This is a genomic window from Pseudoalteromonas sp. N1230-9 (genome assembly GCF_032716425.1).
Lineage (GTDB): Bacteria > Pseudomonadota > Gammaproteobacteria > Enterobacterales > Alteromonadaceae > Pseudoalteromonas.
In genome coordinates, this window is sequence record NZ_CP090420.1 from 564256 (window position 1) to 587160 (window position 22905).

Here is a 22905-nt window from a genome sequence, read left to right on the forward strand (position 1 = left end):
GTTTTATGCAAAGCCCGTTTCAATATCGCGGAAAGTCCATTGGCCGTTTGAGTCGGCAATATCAATTAACTCACACGCTTTTTTATTCCATGCTGCTAAGCAGGTAATGTAGTTTGTTAGTTGGTGAAAAGCGCGGTCGGGTGCATCGGGGCGAATTCTTGACATTGAGTAGCTTGAATAAGTTGCGCCACTTCCTACCCAACTTACGATTGAAGAAGCAACGCCGCCGCCAGGAATAACAAAACCCGCTGTTGTTGTAACAAGGCCAAGTATTGTTGCGGCTTTTTCTACACTGTTACCCGTTTTCATAATATCTTCGCTGAGTATAGGGTGTAGTAAAGCGAGTAAGTTAGTTGCTTGGGGTTGGTTAGAAGCAACAGCAACATCATTAGATGTTATTGGCACGTTCCCAGGAGCAGACGCACCTCCTCGCATAGCGGGAAGTAAACTGTTGAAAGATTTTTGGCTACGGTTACTTGTTGAAAAAGTCACAGATTCTGTACTTAAGCCGCCCGCTTTTACACGTTTTTGATCTTTTGGTGTGATGGTTGATTTATACGTTCGTTGTAAGCGACGATAAACAGCTGCGCTACATTGTGTCATTTGTATTGCTAGGGCTGCTTGATCTTTAAACTCTCGCCCGATTGCGCGATCTGAAAGTTGGGTTAACTGTGCTTTTTTCTTCAGCACGTGTTGGCCAATTATAATATCCATAAAATATCCTTATTAAAATCCTATGGCCAGAATTCTATCATGATTATTTGTAATGTTAATATGCTAAAAATAAATTTTGGGTACTTTATATAGCCCTAAAATAAATAGAGTTTTGTTTATTTTATGTTATAAAAGGCAGGAAAGTTCTGAGACTATTTATATTTTTTAGTCGATAATATTTGTAGGGAAAGTAATTAACAACATTGATGTGAAATTATGAATAAATGGATTTTATTACTCGCTAGTTTATTAGTGAGCCCAACTTCAATTGCCAACGAGCAATACTCTCAAAACCAATGCGATAACATTAAAGCTGAACGTGAGTCTATTCGTAAAAGAATGAATCGCGGTTATAGCGCACAACAAGGTGAACGTTGGAATAAGCGCTCCGACGAGCTGTTTACTTTGCTGGCAAGACATTGCAAAAAACCGACAAAAAGCGCAGGTAATGGCGGTAACTATAGTTATCGGTCAAACCCGACAGGGCTTTTAAATACGAAAGTATATAACTCTACGGTTTATTCTAATTCATACAATGATGATGAAAAACGTAAAGCGTGGGGAGAGTTTTATAAGCTGCCAGAGCGCTGTAGAGCAAAGAAAATCCAGCAAGCGGATTTCGTATGGTGTAGTGAAAACAAAGTTGAGCAAAAAGCCTTGTTTGAATCTACTTGGAATGCTCAGCCTTAAACCGAAATTAGGCCTGTTTTTTAGTTACTTTCTTACACACGTAGCAGTGGCTTTATGCCGCGACGGTAAGTTATTAAAAGTAGCTTATTAGAACGCGATGTAAAATCGCTGCAATCATTTTATAGCTCTATCACATCCCCTTGTAAGCTAGGGGAGTGAGCAATGCTGTTTTGCAGTTGTTCTATTAAGATCTGGGCATTGGCAGAGGGTGTGCGTGAATGTGGCCAGAGGGCGTAAATAGGCCTTGCAGGTAAATTGTGTGGCGTATCTAGGTAATTAAATTGATTAGTGTCTTTAATGCAGGCTATTTCACTCATGGGGAGTATGCCTGCAGCATAGCCTGCTTCAATCATTTTTCTGGCGATTGTAATATCAAAACAAAAGCTTATTTGTTCATACTCTTTTTTTAATTTGTTTAGCAAACCACTGGGTAGTTGTGACTCAGAGTAGGGGATTATTAAACGTGATTTAGGTACGCCTTGTTTTGTTATAAGTTTAATTGCAATCATACCTAAGCGCTTTTGGTAGTAGCTAGAGTCTTGCTGTTCGCCAATACGAATAGCTAAGTCAAAACGTTTTTGGCTTAACTGGCTATTGGCATTGCTTGGGTAAATGTGGAGGTTTAACGTAGGGTTTGCCATCGCAAATTGATTAATTGCGCCCATTAGTGGACCCGCAATGATGTTTTGTGGGCACAACAAGTAAAAGTCTTTTGCGGTAGGCGAGTCGTTTAATTGTGCTAACTGACTATTGAGAGCAAGCACTTGCTCGCCTAACTCGTTATAAAGTGACTCGCCTTTGGCGGTTAACACAATGCCTCTGGCCGTGCGTTGTAATAATGGCTCACCGAGCTTGCCTTCGAGTGTTTGAATGCGCCGAGAAAGCGTTGATAGATTCAGTCCTAAATCTTTTGCTGTTTGGCTCATGCTTTTACGGCGGGCTATTTCGATAAATAAATGCAGATCATCCAGCATACGACTCCCTCAATCTTAGTTTGCATTTTCGTGACTGTTGCCACTTGGGCTATGCAAATATAGTAACGCCAAGGAGGACATATGAAAATTCATTTTACATTTACTGCGGTATTTTCGTTTTTAATGTCGTTTTTGCTTTCGGCATGGGTTACCTATGTCAATTTAGGGCTAAGCGATACATTTTTAGCAAGCTGGATGAAGGCGTTTGCCAATGCATGGCCTGCTGCTTTTGTGGTGGCTTTTACGGTTGCGCCGCCAATAAGGGCATTGGTTTTAAAATTATACGCTAAGGAGTTAGTATGATTAATATCGTAGCAAAAATTACCCCTAAAGCGGCTTTATTTGAAGACTGTAAAGGGCGTTTACAGGGCATATTAAACGCCACTCGTGCAGAGCATGGTTGTAATCGTTTTGAGCTGTTTGCGAGTAAAGAGCAGCGTTGTCTGTTTTTAGTTGAGCAGTTTGTATCGCAAGCTGCACTTGATGCTCATTACGAGCAGCCATACACCAAAGCTGTGTTCGCTTTTTATGAAAATGCGCTGGCACAGCCTGTTGAAGTTTCAAAAGTAGAGGTGTATTAGTTAAAAGCCAAATATAAATATTCGGTTATTAAAGCGCCTCATTATAGCTCGTTTATCACTTATAAATTGGTTGTGGGGCGCTTTACTGCATGGCTATATGGCATGGCGCGCGAAACAAGTTTCACGCCTACTCAATCGCACTTTTAGATCATCGATAGTTTTTTAGTTAGGCAAAGGAGCTAGCTTTTTTGGTAATAAGAAACGATACATAGGCAAATAATCGCCCCAAAGACCGAGATTAAGTGCGCAGCTCCTATAACTTTGTCGATAGGCCTTGCATATTTAGCTACAAAACGGCCATCAAATAATGGCGTTGGGATTCTTGAGCGCTCAAAAAACATAGCAAATATATAAAACGAAACGCTTGCGCCGATACCTTTATCCCAACTAAGGGGAGAGACACCATCTTTCTCCATATGCTTATCTATATACTTCACTGACACTCGATAAAACAGCACGCCTGACGCAAAAGTAACCACTGTAAATATAATGAAGGAGTAGAAAATAAAGATTTTAAAATCCATTTTGTAAATTCTCTTTTGTTTAGAATCTATCTAAATACATGGCTGTAAATACACTGATTGTGAATCCTATCATTGTAAAAAGATGTAAGAATGCTAGTACTTTGTCTACTGACCTTGCATATTTTGCTATAAGACGGCCATCAAAAATAGGTGTGGGTAATCGCGAGCGTTTGAAAAATATTGCCATGGCATAAAAGGGGGCACTAGCGCCAATGCCTTTGTCCCAAAGCGGAGGAGTAACACTGTCGTTTAGCATTTGTTTATTTATGTACTTGATAGAGATGCGTGTAAATAAAACTACAAAAAGAAATGCTAAAGCCATGAATACAAACATGTTCGCTAGAACTAATTTTTCCAATGAGATCGTCATAATGGCGCCTCCTGTCATAGAGGTTAATGTTTAGCTTTCCTTCAGGTAAGGCTTTTAAATAAAGTAATAATGCAGAGGCAAATTATCATGCCTGCCACTGAAGTAAAATAAATTGCTGCAATTAACTTATCAATAGTCCGCGCATGTTTAGCGATAAAGCGGGCATCAAATAGTTTATTTTTAATTCTGTACTTGTTAAAAAGTATTGCAAATACATAAAACGAATCGCTTGCTCCAATCCCTCGGTCTCAACTGGGTGGGTACACGTCATCTAGTTCCATTTTTTTATTTATATGCTTAACCGACACTCTTGAAAGTAAAAGAGATGAAATAAAAAAGCTGAAAAGAAAAGTTAAAAATAAGGAAGTTAAAATAGGAGCTAGAGTAAGATCCATCTATAAAATACCCCCTATGAATAGTTTACGACCATAAATATTATCAATAACCTTTTTTTACGAAGCTATTAGTATTAATACACATATTTACTTTAGAAATAAGTAAAAAACTCAGCTACAACAAAAAGTACTCTAAAATTACCATAAGGAATACGCTAATTATAAAGCCAGATGTTGATACAAGATGCAAGAAAGCGAGAAACTTATCAATAGGCCTTGCGTGTTTGGCGACAAACCTGCCATCAAATAATGGCGTAGACTTACGAGCTCTTTTTACAAAGATAGCGAGTGCGTAAAAAGGAGCACTTGCTCCAATTCCTCTATCCCAACTCGGAGGTGAAACTCCATTTTCCTGCATTTTACTTTCGATATGTCGTATTGATATTCTGGGGAATATCACAGTCATTATCATCATGAGAGCAAAGAAGAAAATTACACAATATAGGATAAAGTTAAGTACTGCCATTGCAAAAAAATCTTGTGTTAAGGGTTATCTATTATATAAAGTTTTAGCTGTTTTGTAGTGGCTACGTCATCAGTTGCTTTGATAATATAAGGCAATACAAAGACTAACGGCCGTTCCTGTAACTGGGATGAAGTGGGCCGCTGTAATCGGCATCAAATAGTTTGTTTTTAATTCTGTACTTGTTAAAAAGTATTGCAAATACATAAAACGAAGCGCTTGCGCCGATACCTTTATCCCAACTAGGGGGAGATACACTATCTTTCTCCATATGCTTATCTATATACTTCACTGACACTCTTGAAAATAAAAGAGATGAAATAAAGCAAACACATATGAATGTTATTAGTAAGTACCCTGATAAATAAGCTATAGAGATTAAAATATTTTCTCGAGTGTAGGTTTCCTATAGAGCATGCTTAGAAGCTTAACTTTATAACAGATAAAGAAACAGGTCTATTTCCACTCCTTACGCTCTATATAAAATTAAGTTTGCTCGTAATATTTAAGCTAAAAGTCAAATTCAAGAGGGGAAATATTAACGGGAGTTATTTAGTATATAAGCAGTTAAAATGTATTAACAAAAAAGCAGTTACTTATCATCTTTTTTAGTCATTTTAGCGCTGTTTTGTTGCAGTATTATATAAAAATGTTAGGCTGTACCTCTAACTTTTACAGTGACGTAAATTTATGATCAAAAGGATTTTATTATCAGCTTTATTCATGGCTCCTTGTTTTGCATGGGGGCAGCAAGCTCTTAGTGTTGAGCAATGCGAAAGTATGCAAGCAGAGCGAGCTGAGCTGCAATCAGCCATTCGAAAAACCCACCTACTCGATAAAATTGATTCGTACAAACAACGCTTACATAATCTTTCATCGCGCATTTCAGATAATTGCTTAACCGACGAACAAATATTAAAGCGAACTCATTCGTTTTATAACCAAGATATTGCTTATCTTGAAAACCCATTAGCTAAACCCTTATCTGAGCAAGGTTATATTAGTAAACAAGCAGCGTGGGAGCGTTATTATGTTATTCCTTCTCGTTGTTTACACAGGCCTTTAAATATTCAATATTTAGATTGGTGTATCGAGAATAAACAGGTTCAGTTTCAGCAGTTTGATATGTTGTGGCAGCAAAAAAGTGCGCAGTATGAAAGAGCTGAAGCTAAATCGACAGATTCCTTTCACGAGTTTGTATTACCGAGTAAATCTGAACGAGCTAGAATAATGGCTGAACGGGAGTTAAAGCGTTATAGCTACACTAACGATACAATTCTACCAACAAATATTATTGTGTTATGTGCGTTGGCCGTAACGGTGTTCTTTTCGCTTATCTTTATTTTTCACTTTTTAATGCGCCCACGTCCTGTTATTAAAGACTAAGTTAGAGTGCAATAAACTATAAGTAGTTTATTGCACTCTAACTAATATCAACGCTAATCATCTGTTTTGAGTTGTTTTGCTCTGTTTTCTGCGTCAATAAGCGCTTGTGATTTAGGCTGTTTTTCTTTACTTTCAATCTGCGGCTTTTCGGTTGAGTTGGGATCCCACGTAGGGTCTAGAGACAAGTTAGCAAAAGGGTTTGTTGAGCTCGTTTCTTTTGTTTGTTCATCACTGATCCCTTGAGGCATGTCACTCTCATCTAAAGATAGTGTATCGTCATCATTATCTGGCAGGTTCGTGTCAGTCATAATGGGTGCCGTCTTTGGCGCATCAGCAAGCTCAGTTGTATTTTGTTGCAGCTCCTGTTCAAGTGTTTGCAGGGCTTTTGCTAAGTCATCATCGCTTATGTCATCGTCAGTAAGCGTAATTGTTGCAGGTTCGGCTAAGTGTTCAGGCTCATCTATTGCGCCTGTAAAAGACAGATCGTCATCTACTAAAGATGACAAATCGTACTCAGGTACGTCATCTTTTAGAGGTTGGTCATCGCTTTTATATTCATCAAACCCAAAAGAGCTGCGTGTACTGGTAAACTCTGGTTCATCATCGAGCTCTGATTTAATGTCATTGTCTAACTCATCACTGCCTAACTCATTATTACCTAGCTGATCACCTAATTCGTTATTATTTGACTCGTCGTATGTTGGCGCCGTTTCTGCTGGCTCTGAGGTGTTGTACTCATCAAACCCAAAAGAGCTGCGTGTACTGGTTAGTTCAGGCTCATCATCGAGCTCTGGCTTAATGTTGCTGTCTAACTCATTATTACCTAACTCATCACCTAACTCGGTATTATCTACCTCGTCGCTAATCGGCGCCGTTTCTGCGGGTTCTGAGGTGTTGTACTCATCAAACCCAAAAGAGCTACGTGTATTGGTAAACTTGGGTTCATCATTGAGCTCTGATTTAATGTCATTGTCTAACTCATCACTGCCTAACTCGGTATTATCTGACTCGTCGTATCTCGGCGTTGTTTCTGCTGGTTCTGCGGTGTTGTACTCGTCAAATCCAAATGAGCTGCGTGTGCTCTCAAATTCATCACTTTGAATAGATTCATCATTCTGTGTTTCTTCGTGGCTAATTTCAAGCTCGTTGAATTCATGCGCATGTGCAAAGTCAGTTGTTTGCTCTTCGGTGCTGGTGAAGGCGCTTTGTTCGTCGTGTTCAGCATTTAAGCGTGCAAGTTCAGACCATTCTTCATCATCGGACGTTGTCGTTTTCGTGTTAAATGTGTCATTAAATGCTCTCTCAAACTCATCTTCGTAGTGTGGTTGTGATTCTGCTGAGCTTGTTTCATGTTCATCTAATGCTTGTTGCGCTTTTATTTTGGCACTTGCAGCTTGAGCTTGAAGCAAGGTGTTTTCAAGTTCAGCATTTGAGTCAGACTGTTTACTCTTACGAAGGCGCAAAATAAATAGGCCGCCAACTAAAAGCACTAATAACACAAGCAGGCTTGGCATCAATAATGAGTTTGATGAGCTTGGTTCTGGTGTTTGTACTACAACCGGAGCCGGTTTTTTAGCAGGCTCTATAGCTTGATTTGCGTCGTTTTTAATTGCAGCAGGATCTTGTGGCTCTGCTGGTTCTGTGTTTGTAATTGGTGCCGCCTCAGTCACTGGCTCTGTTGCTGGTGGCAGTTTAGGCATTGACTGGCTATCGTTATCTTGTTGAACCGGCTCACTGTTATTAAGCTCAGAACTGAGTGAAGAGTCAATTAATTCTGGCTCTGCAGGTTGCTGTGTTTGTTGTATTGGCTCTAGAGGCGCTTGTTGAACAGGTGCTTGAGCAGGAACATCTTCAGCAGCACCTTTAATCGCACCTGAGTGCTCTGTTATGCTTGTTTTAGGTGGTGTCGGTGTTGCTTCTGAAGTGAGCTTTTGTAGCGCGGCGGTATTATTAACTGGGGTCGGGTTTTTACAGTTTTTTTCAAAATTTCTGGCTGCTGAGCGATAGTTTCGGTTGCTGGTATTATCGCGGTATTCATGCATTTGTTGTTTTAACAAAATACACATTGCTTCGTTGTACTGGGCACTACTGGTAAAGCTAAGACCAGTAAATAACAAAAAAAGGGTCGTTTTTATAATTGACATAGATTCCTGACCAGTGAGGTTTAGCTGGTGACTATATATTGAATTATTTTAAGCTCAGTCGACTAATTTATCCACATTTGGTTAACAAATTAGGTTTATTCGAGAACCATTAAAGCGCGATATTCATCGTAAGCAAATTGGTCAGTCATACCGCTGATATAATCTTGAACCAAGCGACAACGATAATAAAACTCATAAGCTGCGTAGTGACCAGGCTCAGCTTTAAGCGCATCTATGGCTTTTTGGTAGCTGTTTAAGTGCTTGTTAGAAAGTTTTTTAACAAGTCTACTTTCAATAAGTAAGTTGTTATCGCCTTTTAATGCTCGCTTAAAGCTATCGTGATCAAGTGCTAGCAAAGGTTTATAGCAATCAAGTAAGCCGCTAATGATACGGTAACCTTGGAGTTCAAGTCGTTCAACTTCTTTGTGGCAGAATACGTGGTTAAGCGCGACCTGTTTCAGCGTTTTTGTGACTGCATGTAAGTGGCTGCGATCCTCAAGCAGTGCCTGATTAAAATCACCATGGTAAATAGCTTCAATATTTTTGATAAAGCGCTCAGCTGCATAATTTACTAAAGGATGTAGTAAGGTTACTCGCAGGTAAATAAAGAATTCGCTGTTAAAGTTATATGGCTGCTCAGCGGCTTTACTTAATGCATAATCAATTGCTTTTTCTGCAAAGTCACCGTGTTTTGTATTGTCTAATGTCAGATTTGTGAGTGTTTTGGTATATTGTTCTTTTAGCTTTTCACAAAGTATATCGACACTTATGATGCCTTTTTCTACCGCATCTTCTATGTCGGCAAGGCAGTACGAAATATCGTCAGCAGCTTCCATTATATAACTTGCAGGGTGTCGGCAATATAGCTCTATTTCAAGCTCTGTTCGTAATGCGTCTATGAAGGTTTTTTCGCTAAAGTAGTACCCGACTTTTTTCATCAAATAATCTTTGTTAGTCGGACTATCTTTTTTAGACATACTGGCAGGGCGGGTGTATTTTAAAATACCAGCGGTTTGGCTGTAGGTTAAATTTAGTGACAATAAAGAGTGAACTATACGAATACCTTGTGCATTACCTTCAAAGCTTTTTATATCTTGCGCAAGGTGTTTAAAAATAACACTTATGCCAACTTCTTTACATGGCTCAGGAACAAGTTCATCTAAATGCTTAGCAAACCACTGATTAATAGCAGCCTCACCAAAGTGACCAAAAGGTGGGTTGCCTATATCGTGCATTAAGCAGGCCATTTCTATAAGGCTTTCTAAAGGCCTTTCTAGCCCTTTAAGGCCATACTCTTTTTGCTGAGCATCGCTTAATTTATTAAAAATCGTTTGTACTATAAAGCGCCCAACTTGCTGTACTTCGAGCGAGTGAGTTAAACGCGAGCGCACAGCTGCATTACGCTCAAGCGGAAACACTTGAGTTTTTTGCTGTAAACGGCGAATGGCCGCGCTATTAATAATGCGACCACGGTCGCTTTCAAGCGCTGTATGTAAATTATTGGTAGAGCGCATTTCACGAGCGGGTGTTATTTTTTTTCGAAAATCGATCATTTCTATTCCTACCAAGTCAATTACAGTCGTGGTAATTACTTCTAGTGATTTTAAAGATTAAATTTAATCTAACAGCTTGTATCATAAATTAAAATATTAGTTTTAAGTTATAATTTTAGTTTGCGTACTTTGCTCAAACTACTTGCTATTAAATGATTGTACTTAGTTACGCTAAAAAGTCGCTGTAGCTATGATCACAAAATTTTAAAGTGAGTTAGATACACTAACTTAATGACTTAAAAAATTAACTTACAAGGATTCTTAATGCGTATTTGGCCTTTTATTTTTTTCGCTTTACTGGCATCCAGTGCAGTGGTTAAAGCTGCTGAAGAACAGAGTGTTGTACTTATTTCGATTGACGGATTCCGTTGGGATTATATTGAAAAGCATGATGCTAAAAATCTAAAAATAATCAGTGAACAGGGCGTACGAGCCACCAGAATGCGCCCTGTGTATCCGACGAAAACCTTTCCTAATCACTTGTCTATCATTACTGGTTTATTGCCAGTCAACCACGGCATTGTTGATAACCGTTTTTGTGATACTGAGCGTAATGAGTGCTACAAAATGGGTAAGGGTAAAGATGACAGTACCTGGCTAAATGGTATTCCGCTTTGGAATCTTGCACAAATGCAGGGCCTAAAAGCTGCCACCTATTTTTGGCCAGAGTCTGATGCGCGCTTTAATGGCATGCTGCCTGATTATTTTTATCATTATTCCAAACACAGTGATTACCAAAAGCGTGTTGATCAAATTATTCAGTGGTTAAGCTTGCCAAAAGCGCAGCGCCCACGTTTGGTGGTGAGCTATTTTTCGTTGGTGGATAGCATGGGGCATGAGTATGGCCCAGATGCACAACAGACATACGATGCGGTTCAACAGCTAGATAATTTAATGGCAAACTTGCACACCCGTTTAAAAGTGCTTGATGAAAATATTAACTTAGTGATTGTGTCTGATCACGGTATGGCGTCTGTTGATCCAAGCCTGAGCATCAAAATAGATAGTCTGCCAAAAGACGACAATTTTATGGTGCAAAACACCGGCCCTCGCGTTTTGTACTATGCAAAACCAAATAGCAAAGCAGACATCAAGGGTTTTAGTAAAAAGCTTACTAAAGCAGCAGATGGCCGTTTTATCGTTTTAACTGACCAACAAAAGCGCGATTATCATTACGATAAAGGCCCTCGGGTTGGTGATATTGTTTTACAAACCACAGCACCGCGAGTATTTACCGATAGCAAAATGGCTTCTTATTTAGGTACGCATGGCTATGCATACACAGATGATATGGCCGCGACGTTTATTGCCACAGGCCCTGCATTTAAACGACATGTACAGCTAGATGAAGTGAATAACTTAGATGTGTATCCGCTTATTGCGAAACTATTAGGACTGAACATTTTAAGCCCAATCGACAGTGATGGTGAAACTTTGTGGCCAGCCATTAAATAAAAAGTGTAAATGGCTAGGTTAAATTTTTGAGACCCAACCAAACTCGCCAAAGCTTTCAAATTTATAACTCTTATCGCCAGCGTTAAACTGCCCTTGCAACGTGTTGTCGGTAAGAGTCATTACAGCTTGATGAAATGCGTTAGTGTGATCATTCACTTTGCCAAACACACTGCGGTTACCATTACTTGCTTCAATAATATTAGTTATTTCGACAGTATAACTTTGATACTCGTCAACGATAAGAATGAAGTTATCACCGGATTGCAGTGTTTTTAGAGTGCCAAGGTCAAACTTGCTAAACGTTGTATTATTGAGCCTTTTAGGCAAACGGCCTTGTTTATAAAGGTAATCGTGAGCACGATTTGAAAGCTGATTAAGTGGTGCTGTTAGGTTAACAACGGGCTGCGGAATCGTGTGTTTAGCCGGCGTATCATTGGAAACAAAAAGCTCCTCAGCATTGGGCTGTAACTTAAAGGCACCACTTTGAATATGCCATTCATTTAAGGCAAATACGCTCAGTGGAATAATGAAGATTAATGCAAGCGTCCTGTTCACATGTTTCTCTAATCGGGTTTATTGTTAACTTACTGTGACTTTTTACCTCAATTTAACAATGTGGTCAATGTTTATTCAGTTTGTAGTCATTTTTATCATCGTAACGATAAAATTAACTTGTTTTACTCACTCCTCGATGATGAGCATAATCCGCGTTTTTTTGTCACCGAAACTCCAATATTAGAGGTACCGACTTATGCGCGGGTGGATCATTTATAAAGATAGCCAAGGCTTGTTAAAGCAAGAAACTTACGAAGTTGAACGTTTACTTGCAGCGGCGAAAGAGGAAGGCATTGATTTACAAGTTTATTCGCCTGATCAGTTTGATTTAACGATTACTCGCGAAGATGGTAAAAGTATTCTGATTGATGGCCAGTCAGTACAATTACCTGACTTTGTGATTCCTCGTATGGGCGCTAGCACAACCTATTTTGCATTGGCAATTATCCGCCACCTTGAGCGTTTAGGCGTGTATTGCGTGAATAGCTCGCAGTCAATTGAAACGGTGAAAGACAAGTTATTTGCGCAGCAAATTTTAGCTGAGTGTAATTTACCAACCCCCAACACTATGCTTGTTAAGTTTCCAGTTAATATTGATTTAGTTGAAAAACAAATCGGTTTTCCTGTGGTGATTAAAACGTTATCAGGCTCGCAAGGCAGTGGCGTATTTTTATCAAAATCAAAAGAAGAGTTTGATGATTTAATGCAGTTAATTGAGGCTGCAAATCCACAAGCAAACATTATTTTGCAGCAGTTTGTTAAGTCAAGTCACGGTCGTGATTTGCGAGTACTTACTATCGGTGGCCGTGCTGTTGCTTGTATGGAGCGTAACTCGCAGGGCAAAAACTTTAAAGCCAATGTAAGTGCCGGTGGTACTGGTAAGTCATTTCCGATAACGCCAGAAATCGAATGGCTTGCAACACAAACTGCGAATGTACTTAACCTTGATGTGGCGGGCATTGATTTATTATTTGATGAGCAACATTTCAAAATATGCGAAGCAAACTCAAGCCCAGGCTTTGAAGGTTTAGAAGGGGCGCTAGGAATTGATGTTGCAAAAGAAATTTTGCACTTTATTCGTATCCGTTTAGGTATTTTTGATAAACCTGAAGTAACCAAGGCTGTAAGTTTAGAAGTTGTGTAATAATTAGTGAGTCACTAGTTAACTAAAGAGTAAAGCGGTCACTCCTATAGTTAAAATTGCAAAAACAATAACTGCGAACGCCCAGTTTTTTGCTGTGATGAAGATTTCTTTCTTATTCAAGTAAAACTGATGTTCGCAGTTTTTATATAAAGGTAAGCCAATTTTTTCGAAAAAAGCTAAGTGAGTTTGGTTAGGCTCAAGGGCTTTACTCTTGTATAAAAAAAGTATTAAAAGTGAGCTTACTAAGTTCAATAGCATTGGAAGTGAGAACCAGTAGACGGCGTCTTTTGGCGCTATTGCGAAGTATACAATGCCAAGAATAATTGAAGATAAGTAACCTATAATTTCAGATTTCAAAGTTACCTTCCACCAAAACCAGCGTGCGATTGCAAAAGGCGCAAGGCCTGCAAAAATAACTATATGAAGTTGATAGATGAACAGTAAACTGTCTATCATTCCCAGCAAAAAAATAAGATAACTGATTGCGCTTAAACAGAATACCGATAAAAAATAGACATTTTTTTTACTGATTTGTGGTTTTTCTTCAATATAGAAATCATTAGTAATAAGTGAGGCTCCCCAATTTAGGTGAGAGTCAATGGTCGACACATAGGCAGCGATGAGGCAAAAAATAAATAAGTTTATAAGTTCAGGTGGGAGTGCTTTCATAATGACATGGGCATAAACTTGGTCTGCATTTAATGAAGTATTCGTGAGAGTAATTGCAACGATACCAATTAAAACCCAAGGTAAACTTCTGATAAAAAAATGAATGACGCAATGTAGAAGAATGGCATTTTTTGCGTCTGCTTCACTTTTACAAGATATGACCCTTTGTATTAAAGGCCCTGAGCCAGGTGCTTTATATACCCAAGCAATAATTAAAAACACCCAAAAGTAATGTGATTCGTTATTTGGAGCACTGTTCTCAATAAAAAGGGCTTTTTTCTCGTTAGGAACTTCTGAAATTATCGAACTCAGAGGTTGATTTTCGAGGATGAAATATAAAGCTACCCATGAAATACCTACAGCAAAGATAAGCTGAAAGATATCTGTAACTATTACTCCTTTAAGACCTGAAAGCGCTGTATAAAGTACGACAATAAAAAATATCGCACAGATACTGAGTTGAGTTTCTAATTCTGTCAGTTGTAAAAATGGATGAAGAGAGAGCACCTCTGACAAAATAATTGCAAATGCATAAGTCAGACTTGCAATGATAACCGTGTTAAGAATTCCCCCCTCAAAAATTGCTTTAATTTTTCTTAAAAATCGGGTGTTATGAGAGTCTCCGTAGCGAAGTTCAAAAAGCGCTACTTCTGTTTTAATACCACTACGATACCAGTATTTACTGAAAAAAAATGCAGTAGATAGCAGGCTCAAAATTCCTATCCACCAAATCCAATTGCCACTTATTCCAAAGCTATATACCAATCCCGCTACAATAATTGGCGTATCACTAGAAAGAGTTGTTGCACTCATCGATGAACCAGCCATATACCAAGGGATGTTTCTATTGGCAGTTATTAATGAGTCTGATGATTGCTTTTTACTTTTTAGCGATAACCAAAAACCCACTAGAAAAATGGCAATCAAAAAAAGGCATAATTGCACAGTGATACCTTTGAAATTTTATAATCTAGAGTAAATATAAATTATTTCATTAAGATGTCATATTAGTGGGTAGTACCCAAAAAATGATATATAGCGAGTGTCGTTGCCCCTCTACTCAATGGGTTGGGGTCATTATCGATAATCAAGTCTGCTTTTTTAGCTTCTGTTTCTTTGTAAAACAAGCCCTTGAAGGTTAGGGTATCTACCAGTTGTTTTCGAACGTAATAGGGTAGCTCACCTGCGAGAACGATAGCACTTGGATCAAATAGTACTTGAATATAATGTAAAGGTAACTCAAGAGCAGATGAAGCTAGTTTTAGCCATTCTAAATAATGTTGGTAATACGCTGAAGATGGATCAAGCGCATCTTGCCAATTACTGGCTCCTTTATGTTGCAAGTAACTAGTTAGAGAGCTTAAACAAGGCCGAATGGCCGTTTCTTCGGGGCTGAATAGGCCCGCAATTTCACCGGCATTACCATATTGGCCGCTTAGTAGTTGTTGCTTATTTACAAAACCACCGCCTATATTTTCGCTTAAATTGAGTAAAAAGAAGCTTTCTAAGTCACTTCCCCGAGTTGAAATTGAATAACCTACTGCGCTGGTATTTCCATCATTTTCCATAAAGCATGGAACATTAAAAGCTTGCTCGAAATAGTCAATTAAATTTAGCTTTGACCATTGTTCTACATTGTACTTATTACAGACAGAGTTTGAGGTAACAAAAAAACCTGATACAGAGATCCCTATACCTATTACTTTGTTGTCAATTTCCATACTAGAGAGCATATTTTGCAATAAACCCTTAGCCGTACTCAAGCATTCAGTTGGTGATGATAAATCAACCTTTTTAGTTGTTTCAGCTATATGTTCACCACATAGGTCATCAACTCTTATAACCAGTTTGTTGTTCGCTAACACGACCCCAACAGCAAATAATTTATTGGGCTTTATAGTGATGTTGATCGCAGGTTGGCCTCTAGAGCCAAGAACTTTCGATTGTTGTTCAATTAATTCTTGATCTAAGAGTGATTTGGTTAGCCGTGTGAGTGATTGATTGGAGACACCCATAATTTTGGCAAGCTCCACTCGACTAGCTCTATGGTTGCGCCTCAAGAAACTAAGGATAAATTTCTCATTTTTATTTAGGTTAATCAATTTCATAGTTGAGTTCTTTGGCTCTACAAGATGGTTAAACTTTTTACTCAAATTGTCATATTACAGATTAATTAACTAAAAGTTAATTATTAATTTCATATAACTATAGGATTCAGGTTAAGTGATTGAATATCGGTTTTAAATGCTATTTACTTTTAATTTTAACAATAAATTTTTATTTTTTTACTTCCAAAAATTGATTAAATAACATAATGTGATTTAAGTGTTCATTGAATGAGCAATAATTCAATAGGAGGTAAGAATGATAAAAATAAACAAGTTTAAGCTAAATCTATTTACATTAGCGCTTGCTTCAAGTGGTCTATTAGTTGGGCATAGTGCGCTGGCACAAGCTAGTAATGAAGATTCAGAGTCACAATTAGAAGTTATTGAGGTTCAAGGTGTTAGGGCCAGTCTCAATAGAGCATTAGGTCAAAAACGGGAAGCGGTTGAAGTTACAGACTCTATCTCAGCTGAAGATTTAGGTAAGTTCCCTGATTTAAATATTTCTGAATCATTACAACGCGTTCCCGGAGTAACATTGAATCGGAATAGCAATGGTGAAGGACAAGCAATAAATTTAAGGGGCTTAGGTCCGCAATTTACACGTGTCGAAGTGAACGGTATGTCGGGTACTTCAAATGGCAGCGGTGGGCGTTTCTCTACAAGTTCTGGAGGACGAGGGTTTAACTTTGAACTACTGGCGGCTGAACTTTTTTCAAATGTGACCGTGAAGAAGACACCGACAGCGAAACAAACCGAAGGTGGCATGGCTGGTGTTGTGACATTAGAAACACCTAAACCTTTAAGTTATGAAGGCACTAAGTTTACTGTTTCAGCTCAAGGTAATTACAGTGAAATACTGGATGAAGTTGATCCGCGAGGGTCATTATTTTTTAGTCATAACATTGATAATACGCTAGGTTTCTCTGCTAGTGTTGCTTATTCAGATACTCATTTTCAATCAAATACAGTGGAAAGTGGTGTTTGGCGTCCGATGAACGTTGTTGGTCGCGGCGACAGTGATGATCTTATTGCCAATGGCACCCGCTATTATATTTTTGATGAACAAAGGGACACACTAGGATCGACTTTTAGTGCTCAATATCGGCCTACAGATAACCTAGAAATGTTGCTTTCAGTTCTTTATGCAACATCAGACAGTGAAAGATTAGCAAACAGGAATGATATGCCTGTGGAAAATCCCGGTGATACGGTTAGTTTCAGTTCTGAAAACGGCATCGTAAATTCTGCGACTTTCACAGGGGTTCAGCAGCGTGTAGGAACAAACTATCTAACAACTGATGAAGACTTCACGCAGGTTACATTTGATACCAAGTGGGAGTTAAATGATCATTGGCAAATACGCCCATTTATCGGTTATTCAAAACGTGATGCTAAACGTCAATTTGACCTTTATTCATTTAGGTTAGCGGAGAATGGTGAGTTTGATCCAGGCACAGTTTCATATGATGTAAGAGGTGACTTTGTAGACTTTCAGTCGTCACATACAGACTTTACGTCGAACCCTGAGGACTTTTTATTCAATGTATTTATTTTGCGACCTTCAGTTGATGAAGATGAAGAAATTACAGGTAAGTTGGATTTCAGTCGTTATTTCTATGAGGGAGCATTAACCAGTATTGATTTTGGCTTTCGATATTCAGAACGAGAAAAAACTAGAGTACAAACTCAAGAGCGGCTTCAACGTTTACCGGGAACTAGCATTGAAGATATGCCTAGCTTAGCCGATGTGGCAATGACAATGCCTTTTGAGGTTGATGGTTCAACCGCACCGAGTTCACAGTTAGTGGCAGACCCTCGCTTAATTCAAAATGTTTTTTATCCTCAGGGCGATGCAGTCTCAGGCGCATTTATTAGACCATTACCAGGTTTTGGTGCATCTGAAAGTTGGCAAGTAAATGAAGATACGTTCAATGCATATATTCAAGCTAATTTTGATTTTGAACACACATTATTTAATGTTGGTTTAAGAGTCGTTAAAACCGATCAAACCGCAACGGGAAATACTGTCGAGAATCAATTCCAGCCAACTGAACGTATTACTCCAATTACTGTTTCAAATAGCTACACTGAGTATCTACCTAGTGCCAACTTAAGACATGAACTGAATGATGACTTGCTCTTGAGGGCTGCTTACTCTGTCACATTAACCCGCCCAGACTTACCTGCACTAGCACCATCTGAAACTATTCGTGGTATTGATGAAGGGGGTGGTACTGGTGCAAAGGGGAATCCTGAGTTAGAGCCTTTCACTTCTTCAAATTTTGATTTTGGAGTGGAATGGTATTTTGAAGAGGAGGCTCTTTTAGCTGCCAATATATTCTACAAAGATATCGAGGGATTGATTGACACAACTTCTTTTACTGAAGTGCGCTCATTTCCAAGGCAGTCTGATGGTGTCATTGTATCTGCTCCAATAATATTTACCCAACCGGCCAACGGTGTAGAGGCAAGTGTAAAAGGGGCTGAATTTGCGTTTCAAAAACCATTTACATTTTTGCCTCAAGGGATATGGCAAAACTTTGGAGGCCTGTTTAATTTAACGGTTACCGACAGTGAGGCTGACTTCAATACTGAAGATGATGTGAGAAGTAGTGGCTTACCTGGGTTATCAAAGTTAAGTTATAACGCGTCTATTTACTATGATGATGGTGCGCTTGACATGCGTCTTTCCTATGCTTGGCGTGAGCGGTATCTTGCTCAATTCTCGGATGATTTTGGTGTCCCAAGATTTATTGATGACTTTGGCCAGTTAGACTTATCTGCAAACTACCGTGTTAATGATGATCTGCAATTTCAAATGCAAATCTTGAATTTAACTAATGAGCAAATGATAAATCAGGCGACCTCGCGTTACTTGCCATATGGGGTGAGTGAACTTGATCGCAGAATTTTATTTGGTGTTCGATATAGCTTCTAGAAGCACTGATAATGGCTGATTTCCCTATTATCAGTTCCAGTAGACTGGCCTGCCCGCCAGTCTACTTTTTATAGAAAAGTTTAATGAAGCAGGTGGTTAAATTGTTAAAATTATTGAGTTGCGTCATCTTTGGTTTGTTAGTATCCCAAGTTACTTTAGCTAACACAGTTATTGAGCTTACTAAAGGTGTATATTTTGAAGAGATAGTTGTTAGAGCTTCTGATAAAGCTAGTTTTGTAATTAAAACTCAGCCGTATCAGTTGGCACACAGTGATAGTGTTGAAAAGGTCTTGGCCGAATTTTCAACAAGGCATAATCTTTCACTACAAACCGAAAAGCTAGCGTTCCCCGACCATCTAGGTAATAAAACTCTCTTTAAAAGGTTCTCTATTACTTTGGGTCGCAGCTCAGGTGAAGTAAAAAAGTTTTCTAAGGAGCTTTTATCTAAAGGTGTTCAAGTACAAGAAGTACTAGAGTGTACTGATTGCAAACACAGAAAAAACCAACTAATCAGCCTAGTGAAAGTTGATCCCAAGCTTTTTGAAGGTCGCTTGGTCTCAAGTTTGGCTAACCAGTCAGTCGTAGGCTTAGCGACCGTTAGTAAATCCAATACTGTTAATAATGCCCTTATGAGTATTAATGGTAATTTCTTTGTAATGAATTCTAAATTAGGTTTACCTGGGGATATTTCAGGGATTGTTGTTGAAAATGGAAAGCTACTGAGTGAAGCCGTTGATAATAGACCTGCATTAATTGTAAATAATGCTAAAGAGTTAAAGGTAAGCATTGCACACAATACCCGAACAAAAATGCTCTTACATAATGATAATGATCAGCTAGTTATCCATGGGCTAAACCGATTACCTAATAAAATACTCAATTGTGGTAATTTTCAAAATGGTGAATATCAATTTCCTACACATGATGTTGTTTGTACCAACAAAGATGAAGTGATTGCCTTTACTAAAGAGTTCGGGAAGTTTGATATTTTGCAGCAGTTTGATGCTGATATTTATATTTTAAATAAGTCGTTGTCAAAAATTGATGGTTATCCCACAAGAATTAGTGAGCATGAAACCTTAATCCTGGCTACGGGTAAGGCAAAGCAACAACTGAAATCTTTCCATGATAGTAGTGATAATGGGCAAGAAATTACTGTGGACTACCATGTGTTTGCCGATGATAAAGAACTTTCTTTACATGAAGGCATGTATATCATCGGAGGAGGGCCAACTTTACTACTTGACTCAAAAATTCCTTTAAATGATTGGTACAAACAAGGCTGGCACATTTCTAGTCATAAAACAGCTTTTGAAGGTCAAGATACAACAGATTTTGAGTCAAGTAATGTGTTGGACAGAAGTAGTTTCTATGACAGCTGGGTCTTTGGAAATCATCCAAGAACATCAGTGGGAGTTGATATCTTAGGAAACGTATATTTTTTTACTGTCTATGGTCGAAATTCATACTTAAGCCAAGGGATGGGGCTTGTGGAGCTTGCAAACCTAATGGAGAGTAAAGGTATTGTAAATGCGATAAATCTAGATGGCGGAGGTTCCACTGCAATGGTTGTTAATGGTCGATTGACAGGTTTACCTTCAGACTCAGTTGGTGAGAGACAAGTCGCGGATGTCATTTCAATTATTGAAAATTAGTTTGGCTGAACTTCCTAAAATGCTTTTTAATGTCTAAGTATTGTTGGTTATTTTTACACAAAAGCCATTGTCTGAGCTAAGCGATAAGTTTAGGTTATGGCGGTTGCAAATTGCTTTGACTGTTGCAAGGCCTAAACCAAACCCCTCATGTTGACGAGCTGGATCGCTGCGATAAAAGCGCTTAGTTAGTTGCTTTAAATCTTGCTCGTTAACGCCTTTACCATTATCGGTGACTGAGAAACTTTTTTCATCAAGTGCTAACGTGATGGTAGCGCCTTTGCCTGCGTATTTTATGGCATTTTCAACGAGGTTAAATATTGCTTGGAAGATGAGGTTTCTATCGCCGTTTAATTGCCAAGGAGAAGTGATATTTACACAAATTATTTGGCCATTTTGTTCTGCGCTGGGTTGTAATATCTCACATACATCGTGAGTAAGTTGGCTACTATCAATTGCTTCAAGTTTCAATGGAAACTGCCTATGCTCAAGGCGTGTGAGTTTAAGCATGGCATCAAAAGTATTAATAATATTATTGAGCTGCTCAAGCTCATAGCCCATTTGGGGTTGATCTTCTAAGCGCTTTTCTATGTTAAGCTTTAATCGTGTCAGTGGGGTTTTTAAGTCATGGGCAATGTTGTCGGTTATACCCTGAACGAGTGCGAAATTTTCTTCTACAGCATCAAGCATGGTGTTTATATGCGCTGCTAAGCGGTCGAATTCATCACCTTTATTTTTATGGCATAGGCGCGCACTTAAGTTGCCATTTTGTACTTGCTCGGCAGTTTCATTAAAATAATTAACACGGCGTAAATGCCGGCGAGAAAATAAATATCCAAATAGACCTGTCAGCACGATGGCTATAATGAAAGTCCAGCTTGCGATAGATTTAAAGTCGACAATTAAGCGTTGTAAGTGCTCTGTGGCGGTGGCAAGTACAATATCACCATGATGTGTTTTAACTTTGCCAGTTGTTAGTAGGCGGATTTGTCCGCGCCCCGTATCTAGAACAGGAAAAACAATGGTTTGCGGTAGTGCGGGAATGTTATCAGGCAAAAAACTGAGCTGCTGGCTTTGTTCATACTCGCTTTGCCAAAAAATTAAAATTTCACCTTCATTTCTAAATACATCAAGTTGTTGAAAAAAGCTTCCTTTGTCAAACTCTGAAGCAAGCGCTTCGATACGTGTTTTTTCAGCATCAAGACGCCTTTCAACTTGGCGACTTTGTTCACCCAGTAATAACTGATAGATAAGTATAATCGCGAGCAGTAAAGTAACCGCTGTGATTGCTGCAAACGCGAGCGTTAAACGCCAGACGGAGCTTTTTCTAGGGTCGAACAAACGCAGGCCATTTTCATTCATCAACTTACATTCGCCTTTAACCTGTAGCCTACACCTCGTACTGTTTCTATTTCTAATTGTGCCGATGCCTCGGCAAGCTTTTTACGAAGCCTTGCAATATGAACATCAATCACGTTAGTACCCGGATCAAAGTGATACTCCCAAACTGACTCAAATAATAAAGTACGGGTGACGAGTTTATTTTGATGATCAAGTAAGTATCTAAGTAGTTTAAATTCTTTGGGTTGCAAGTTGAGTGTTTTACCATTTACGTCAACCCGTTGATCACTATAATCAAGCGTTAGGTTAGCAAGATTAATTTTTGTAGTTAACGGTGCATGAAAGGTATGTCGTTTTATTAAGTTTTCTACTCGAATAGCCAGTTCTGAAAATGAGAAAGGTTTGGTTAAGTAGTCATCTCCGCCTGCTTTTAAACCTGTTACCCTGTCGTCAACTTTATCAAGCGCCGACAAAATCAATACAGGGGTCGTTTTTCCTGTAGCTCTAAGTGCTAGTAATACTTGCAAACCATCAAGCTTGGGAAGCATGCGATCAAGGATAATAGCGTCGTAGTTCTCACAAGTTGCCAACATAAGCCCTTGTTGGCCGTCTTCTGCGCAATCGAGTGTGTAGCCTTGCTCGACAAAGGCTTTGTATAAAAACTCGCGATTTTGTTGGTCGTCCTCAACCAATAACAGTTTCATTAATTGCCCCAACGAAGTAATGGCAAATTCTTACCTGTTTCAAGGTCAATGGCTTTTTTGTGTCGTCCTTTATCTGTTACAAACGTGGCGACCATATAGGTAATACCCATGTCTTGCTCTAATTGAGCTTCAATTAGGTAATGGGTAGGTTCGTCATCTAACTGTTTGACCAGACCATGCAATGTATACCCTTTTTTAGTCATCAGGTTTGCAGCTGCAATTTCTTCTTGTTCATCTAATTCTGGCTGTTCATATTCTTGTTCAATGATGTGTCCTGAATGGTCAAGAAGCAACTCGATAAAACGTTGTTTTTTTGTTTGGTAGAGCGTGACCTCATAAACACGTTGACCCTTTTCTATTTCAAACTCAAATTCAACAATAACTGCATTTTCAGCGTAGCGTTGTTCGATACCAAATAGCACATCAATTGGCGCAGGTGCAGAGCTTGAATCCAGCATATTGAAAATGGCTGAACTGGCAGCAAAAGCAAGGCCTGAAATTAAACATAAGCAAGTTAGAAGTAGTTTTTTCATAATATTTCGATA

The 22905-nt window shown here is 38.8% G+C and carries 20 protein-coding genes; 8 read left to right on the forward strand and 12 right to left on the reverse strand.

Annotated elements, in window-relative coordinates:
- Nucleotides 1-3: 3 nt before the first annotated feature.
- The gene (locus tag LY624_RS19850) at nucleotides 4-714 is read right to left on the reverse strand and encodes a hypothetical protein (protein WP_130151960.1); all 711 of its coding nucleotides are present in this window, start codon (nucleotides 712-714) and stop codon (nucleotides 4-6) included.
- Nucleotides 715-930: 216 nt separating this feature from the next.
- Between LY624_RS19850 and LY624_RS19855 the strand changes: the two genes are divergently transcribed.
- Nucleotides 931-1404 (forward strand): hypothetical protein, encoded by a 474-nt coding sequence (locus LY624_RS19855; RefSeq protein WP_130151959.1) that lies wholly within the window; start codon nucleotides 931-933, stop codon nucleotides 1402-1404.
- 119 nt (nucleotides 1405-1523) lie between these two features.
- Here LY624_RS19855 and LY624_RS19860 read toward each other — a convergent pair whose 3' ends face one another.
- Nucleotides 1524-2378 carry a LysR family transcriptional regulator gene (locus tag LY624_RS19860; RefSeq protein ID WP_130151958.1) on the reverse strand — a complete coding sequence of 285 codons (855 nt, stop codon included), beginning with the start codon at nucleotides 2376-2378 and terminating at the stop codon, nucleotides 1524-1526.
- 81 nt (nucleotides 2379-2459) lie between these two features.
- Here LY624_RS19860 and LY624_RS19865 point away from each other — a divergent pair, with 81 nt between their 5' ends.
- Both LY624_RS19865 and LY624_RS19870 read left to right on the forward strand, forming a co-directional pair.
- Entirely contained in the window at nucleotides 2460-2681 is a 222-nt protein-coding gene (locus tag LY624_RS19865; RefSeq protein ID WP_130151957.1) for a DUF2798 domain-containing protein, read from the forward strand.
- Complete coding sequence (locus tag LY624_RS19870) at nucleotides 2678-2959, forward strand: putative quinol monooxygenase (protein ID WP_130151956.1); 282 nt, start codon at nucleotides 2678-2680, stop codon at nucleotides 2957-2959. The genes LY624_RS19865 and LY624_RS19870 overlap by 4 nt, the downstream gene beginning before the upstream one ends.
- 179 nt (nucleotides 2960-3138) lie before the next feature.
- Here the strand turns inward: LY624_RS19870 and LY624_RS19875 are convergent, their stop codons facing one another.
- Complete coding sequence (locus LY624_RS19875) at nucleotides 3139-3483, reverse strand: hypothetical protein (protein WP_130151955.1); 345 nt, start codon at nucleotides 3481-3483, stop codon at nucleotides 3139-3141.
- A 19-nt stretch (nucleotides 3484-3502) separates the two neighbouring features.
- Nucleotides 3503-3853, reverse strand: a complete 351-nt coding sequence (locus tag LY624_RS19880; protein WP_130151954.1) for a hypothetical protein — start codon at nucleotides 3851-3853, stop codon at nucleotides 3503-3505.
- A 1548-nt stretch (nucleotides 3854-5401) separates the two neighbouring features.
- Between LY624_RS19880 and LY624_RS19885 the strand changes: the two genes are divergently transcribed.
- The gene (locus tag LY624_RS19885; protein ID WP_130151953.1) at nucleotides 5402-6097 is read left to right on the forward strand and encodes a hypothetical protein; all 696 of its coding nucleotides are present in this window, start codon (nucleotides 5402-5404) and stop codon (nucleotides 6095-6097) included.
- A gap of 53 nt (nucleotides 6098-6150) precedes the next feature.
- Here the strand turns inward: LY624_RS19885 and LY624_RS19890 are convergent, their stop codons facing one another.
- Both LY624_RS19890 and dgt read right to left on the reverse strand, forming a co-directional pair.
- Entirely contained in the window at nucleotides 6151-8241 is a 2091-nt protein-coding gene (locus LY624_RS19890; protein WP_130151952.1) for a hypothetical protein, read from the reverse strand.
- Nucleotides 8242-8336: 95 nt separating this feature from the next.
- Nucleotides 8337-9794, reverse strand: a complete 1458-nt coding sequence (gene dgt, locus LY624_RS19895) for a dGTPase (protein ID WP_341804460.1) — start codon at nucleotides 9792-9794, stop codon at nucleotides 8337-8339.
- A 264-nt stretch (nucleotides 9795-10058) separates the two neighbouring features.
- Here dgt and LY624_RS19900 point away from each other — a divergent pair, with 264 nt between their 5' ends.
- Complete coding sequence (locus LY624_RS19900; protein WP_341804461.1) at nucleotides 10059-11249, forward strand: alkaline phosphatase family protein; 1191 nt, start codon at nucleotides 10059-10061, stop codon at nucleotides 11247-11249.
- A gap of 18 nt (nucleotides 11250-11267) precedes the next feature.
- On the opposite strand, the gene LY624_RS19905 is transcribed toward LY624_RS19900, so the two are convergent.
- Nucleotides 11268-11804 (reverse strand): hypothetical protein, encoded by a 537-nt coding sequence (locus LY624_RS19905; protein ID WP_341804462.1) that lies wholly within the window; start codon nucleotides 11802-11804, stop codon nucleotides 11268-11270.
- 196 nt (nucleotides 11805-12000) lie between these two features.
- Between LY624_RS19905 and LY624_RS19910 the strand changes: the two genes are divergently transcribed.
- Nucleotides 12001-12948, forward strand: coding sequence for an ATP-grasp domain-containing protein (locus LY624_RS19910; RefSeq protein ID WP_130151948.1), 948 nt, complete (start codon nucleotides 12001-12003; stop codon nucleotides 12946-12948).
- An 18-nt stretch (nucleotides 12949-12966) separates the two neighbouring features.
- Here LY624_RS19910 and LY624_RS19915 read toward each other — a convergent pair whose 3' ends face one another.
- Together LY624_RS19915 and LY624_RS19920 are read right to left on the reverse strand one after the other, a co-directional pair.
- Nucleotides 12967-14562 (reverse strand): sodium:solute symporter family transporter, encoded by a 1596-nt coding sequence (locus tag LY624_RS19915; protein WP_130151947.1) that lies wholly within the window; start codon nucleotides 14560-14562, stop codon nucleotides 12967-12969.
- 62 nt (nucleotides 14563-14624) lie between these two features.
- Entirely contained in the window at nucleotides 14625-15725 is a 1101-nt protein-coding gene (locus tag LY624_RS19920; RefSeq protein WP_130151946.1) for an ROK family transcriptional regulator, read from the reverse strand.
- A 256-nt stretch (nucleotides 15726-15981) separates the two neighbouring features.
- Here LY624_RS19920 and LY624_RS19925 point away from each other — a divergent pair, with 256 nt between their 5' ends.
- Complete coding sequence (locus tag LY624_RS19925) at nucleotides 15982-18663, forward strand: TonB-dependent receptor (protein WP_130151945.1); 2682 nt, start codon at nucleotides 15982-15984, stop codon at nucleotides 18661-18663.
- Between the two features lie 83 nt (nucleotides 18664-18746).
- The gene (locus tag LY624_RS19930) at nucleotides 18747-20318 is read left to right on the forward strand and encodes a phosphodiester glycosidase family protein (RefSeq protein WP_130151944.1); all 1572 of its coding nucleotides are present in this window, start codon (nucleotides 18747-18749) and stop codon (nucleotides 20316-20318) included.
- A 33-nt stretch (nucleotides 20319-20351) separates the two neighbouring features.
- Here the strand turns inward: LY624_RS19930 and LY624_RS19935 are convergent, their stop codons facing one another.
- From LY624_RS19935 to LY624_RS19945, 3 genes are read right to left on the reverse strand one after another with little or no spacing between them, the layout of a single operon-like run.
- Nucleotides 20352-21677 (reverse strand): sensor histidine kinase, encoded by a 1326-nt coding sequence (locus tag LY624_RS19935; RefSeq protein WP_130151943.1) that lies wholly within the window; start codon nucleotides 21675-21677, stop codon nucleotides 20352-20354.
- A complete protein-coding gene (locus tag LY624_RS19940; protein ID WP_130151942.1) occupies nucleotides 21677-22360 on the reverse strand; it encodes a response regulator transcription factor in 684 nt (227 codons plus the stop codon). Before LY624_RS19940 ends, LY624_RS19935 begins: the two co-directional genes overlap by 1 nt.
- Nucleotides 22360-22893: a hypothetical protein gene (locus LY624_RS19945; protein ID WP_130151941.1), complete on the reverse strand. Its 534-nt coding sequence runs from the start codon at nucleotides 22891-22893 to the stop codon at nucleotides 22360-22362. The genes LY624_RS19940 and LY624_RS19945 overlap by 1 nt, the downstream gene beginning before the upstream one ends.
- Nucleotides 22894-22905: the final 12 nt, after the last annotated feature.

Bases quoted from the DNA above. Each gene is read 5' to 3' on its own strand.
- LY624_RS19935 (WP_130151943.1), bottom strand. From the start codon at position 21,677: ATGAATGAAAATGGCCTGCGTTTGTTCGACCCTAGAAAAAGCTCCGTC.
- LY624_RS19920 (WP_130151946.1), bottom strand. From the start codon at position 15,725: ATGAAATTGATTAACCTAAATAAAAATGAGAAATTTATCCTTAGTTTC.
- LY624_RS19850 (WP_130151960.1), bottom strand. From the start codon at position 714: ATGGATATTATAATTGGCCAACACGTGCTGAAGAAAAAAGCACAGTTA.
- LY624_RS19860 (WP_130151958.1), bottom strand. From the start codon at position 2,378: ATGCTGGATGATCTGCATTTATTTATCGAAATAGCCCGCCGTAAAAGC.
- LY624_RS19945 (WP_130151941.1), bottom strand. From the start codon at position 22,893: ATGAAAAAACTACTTCTAACTTGCTTATGTTTAATTTCAGGCCTTGCT.
- LY624_RS19885 (WP_130151953.1), top strand. From the start codon at position 5,402: ATGATCAAAAGGATTTTATTATCAGCTTTATTCATGGCTCCTTGTTTT.
- LY624_RS19900 (WP_341804461.1), top strand. From the start codon at position 10,059: ATGCGTATTTGGCCTTTTATTTTTTTCGCTTTACTGGCATCCAGTGCA.
- dgt (WP_341804460.1), bottom strand. From the start codon at position 9,794: ATGATCGATTTTCGAAAAAAAATAACACCCGCTCGTGAAATGCGCTCT.
- LY624_RS19940 (WP_130151942.1), bottom strand. From the start codon at position 22,360: ATGAAACTGTTATTGGTTGAGGACGACCAACAAAATCGCGAGTTTTTA.
- LY624_RS19925 (WP_130151945.1), top strand. From the start codon at position 15,982: ATGATAAAAATAAACAAGTTTAAGCTAAATCTATTTACATTAGCGCTT.
- LY624_RS19875 (WP_130151955.1), bottom strand. From the start codon at position 3,483: ATGGATTTTAAAATCTTTATTTTCTACTCCTTCATTATATTTACAGTG.
- LY624_RS19930 (WP_130151944.1), top strand. From the start codon at position 18,747: ATGAAGCAGGTGGTTAAATTGTTAAAATTATTGAGTTGCGTCATCTTT.
- LY624_RS19865 (WP_130151957.1), top strand. From the start codon at position 2,460: ATGAAAATTCATTTTACATTTACTGCGGTATTTTCGTTTTTAATGTCG.
- LY624_RS19870 (WP_130151956.1), top strand. From the start codon at position 2,678: ATGATTAATATCGTAGCAAAAATTACCCCTAAAGCGGCTTTATTTGAA.
- LY624_RS19880 (WP_130151954.1), bottom strand. From the start codon at position 3,853: ATGACGATCTCATTGGAAAAATTAGTTCTAGCGAACATGTTTGTATTC.
- LY624_RS19910 (WP_130151948.1), top strand. From the start codon at position 12,001: ATGCGCGGGTGGATCATTTATAAAGATAGCCAAGGCTTGTTAAAGCAA.
- LY624_RS19855 (WP_130151959.1), top strand. From the start codon at position 931: ATGAATAAATGGATTTTATTACTCGCTAGTTTATTAGTGAGCCCAACT.
- LY624_RS19890 (WP_130151952.1), bottom strand. From the start codon at position 8,241: ATGTCAATTATAAAAACGACCCTTTTTTTGTTATTTACTGGTCTTAGC.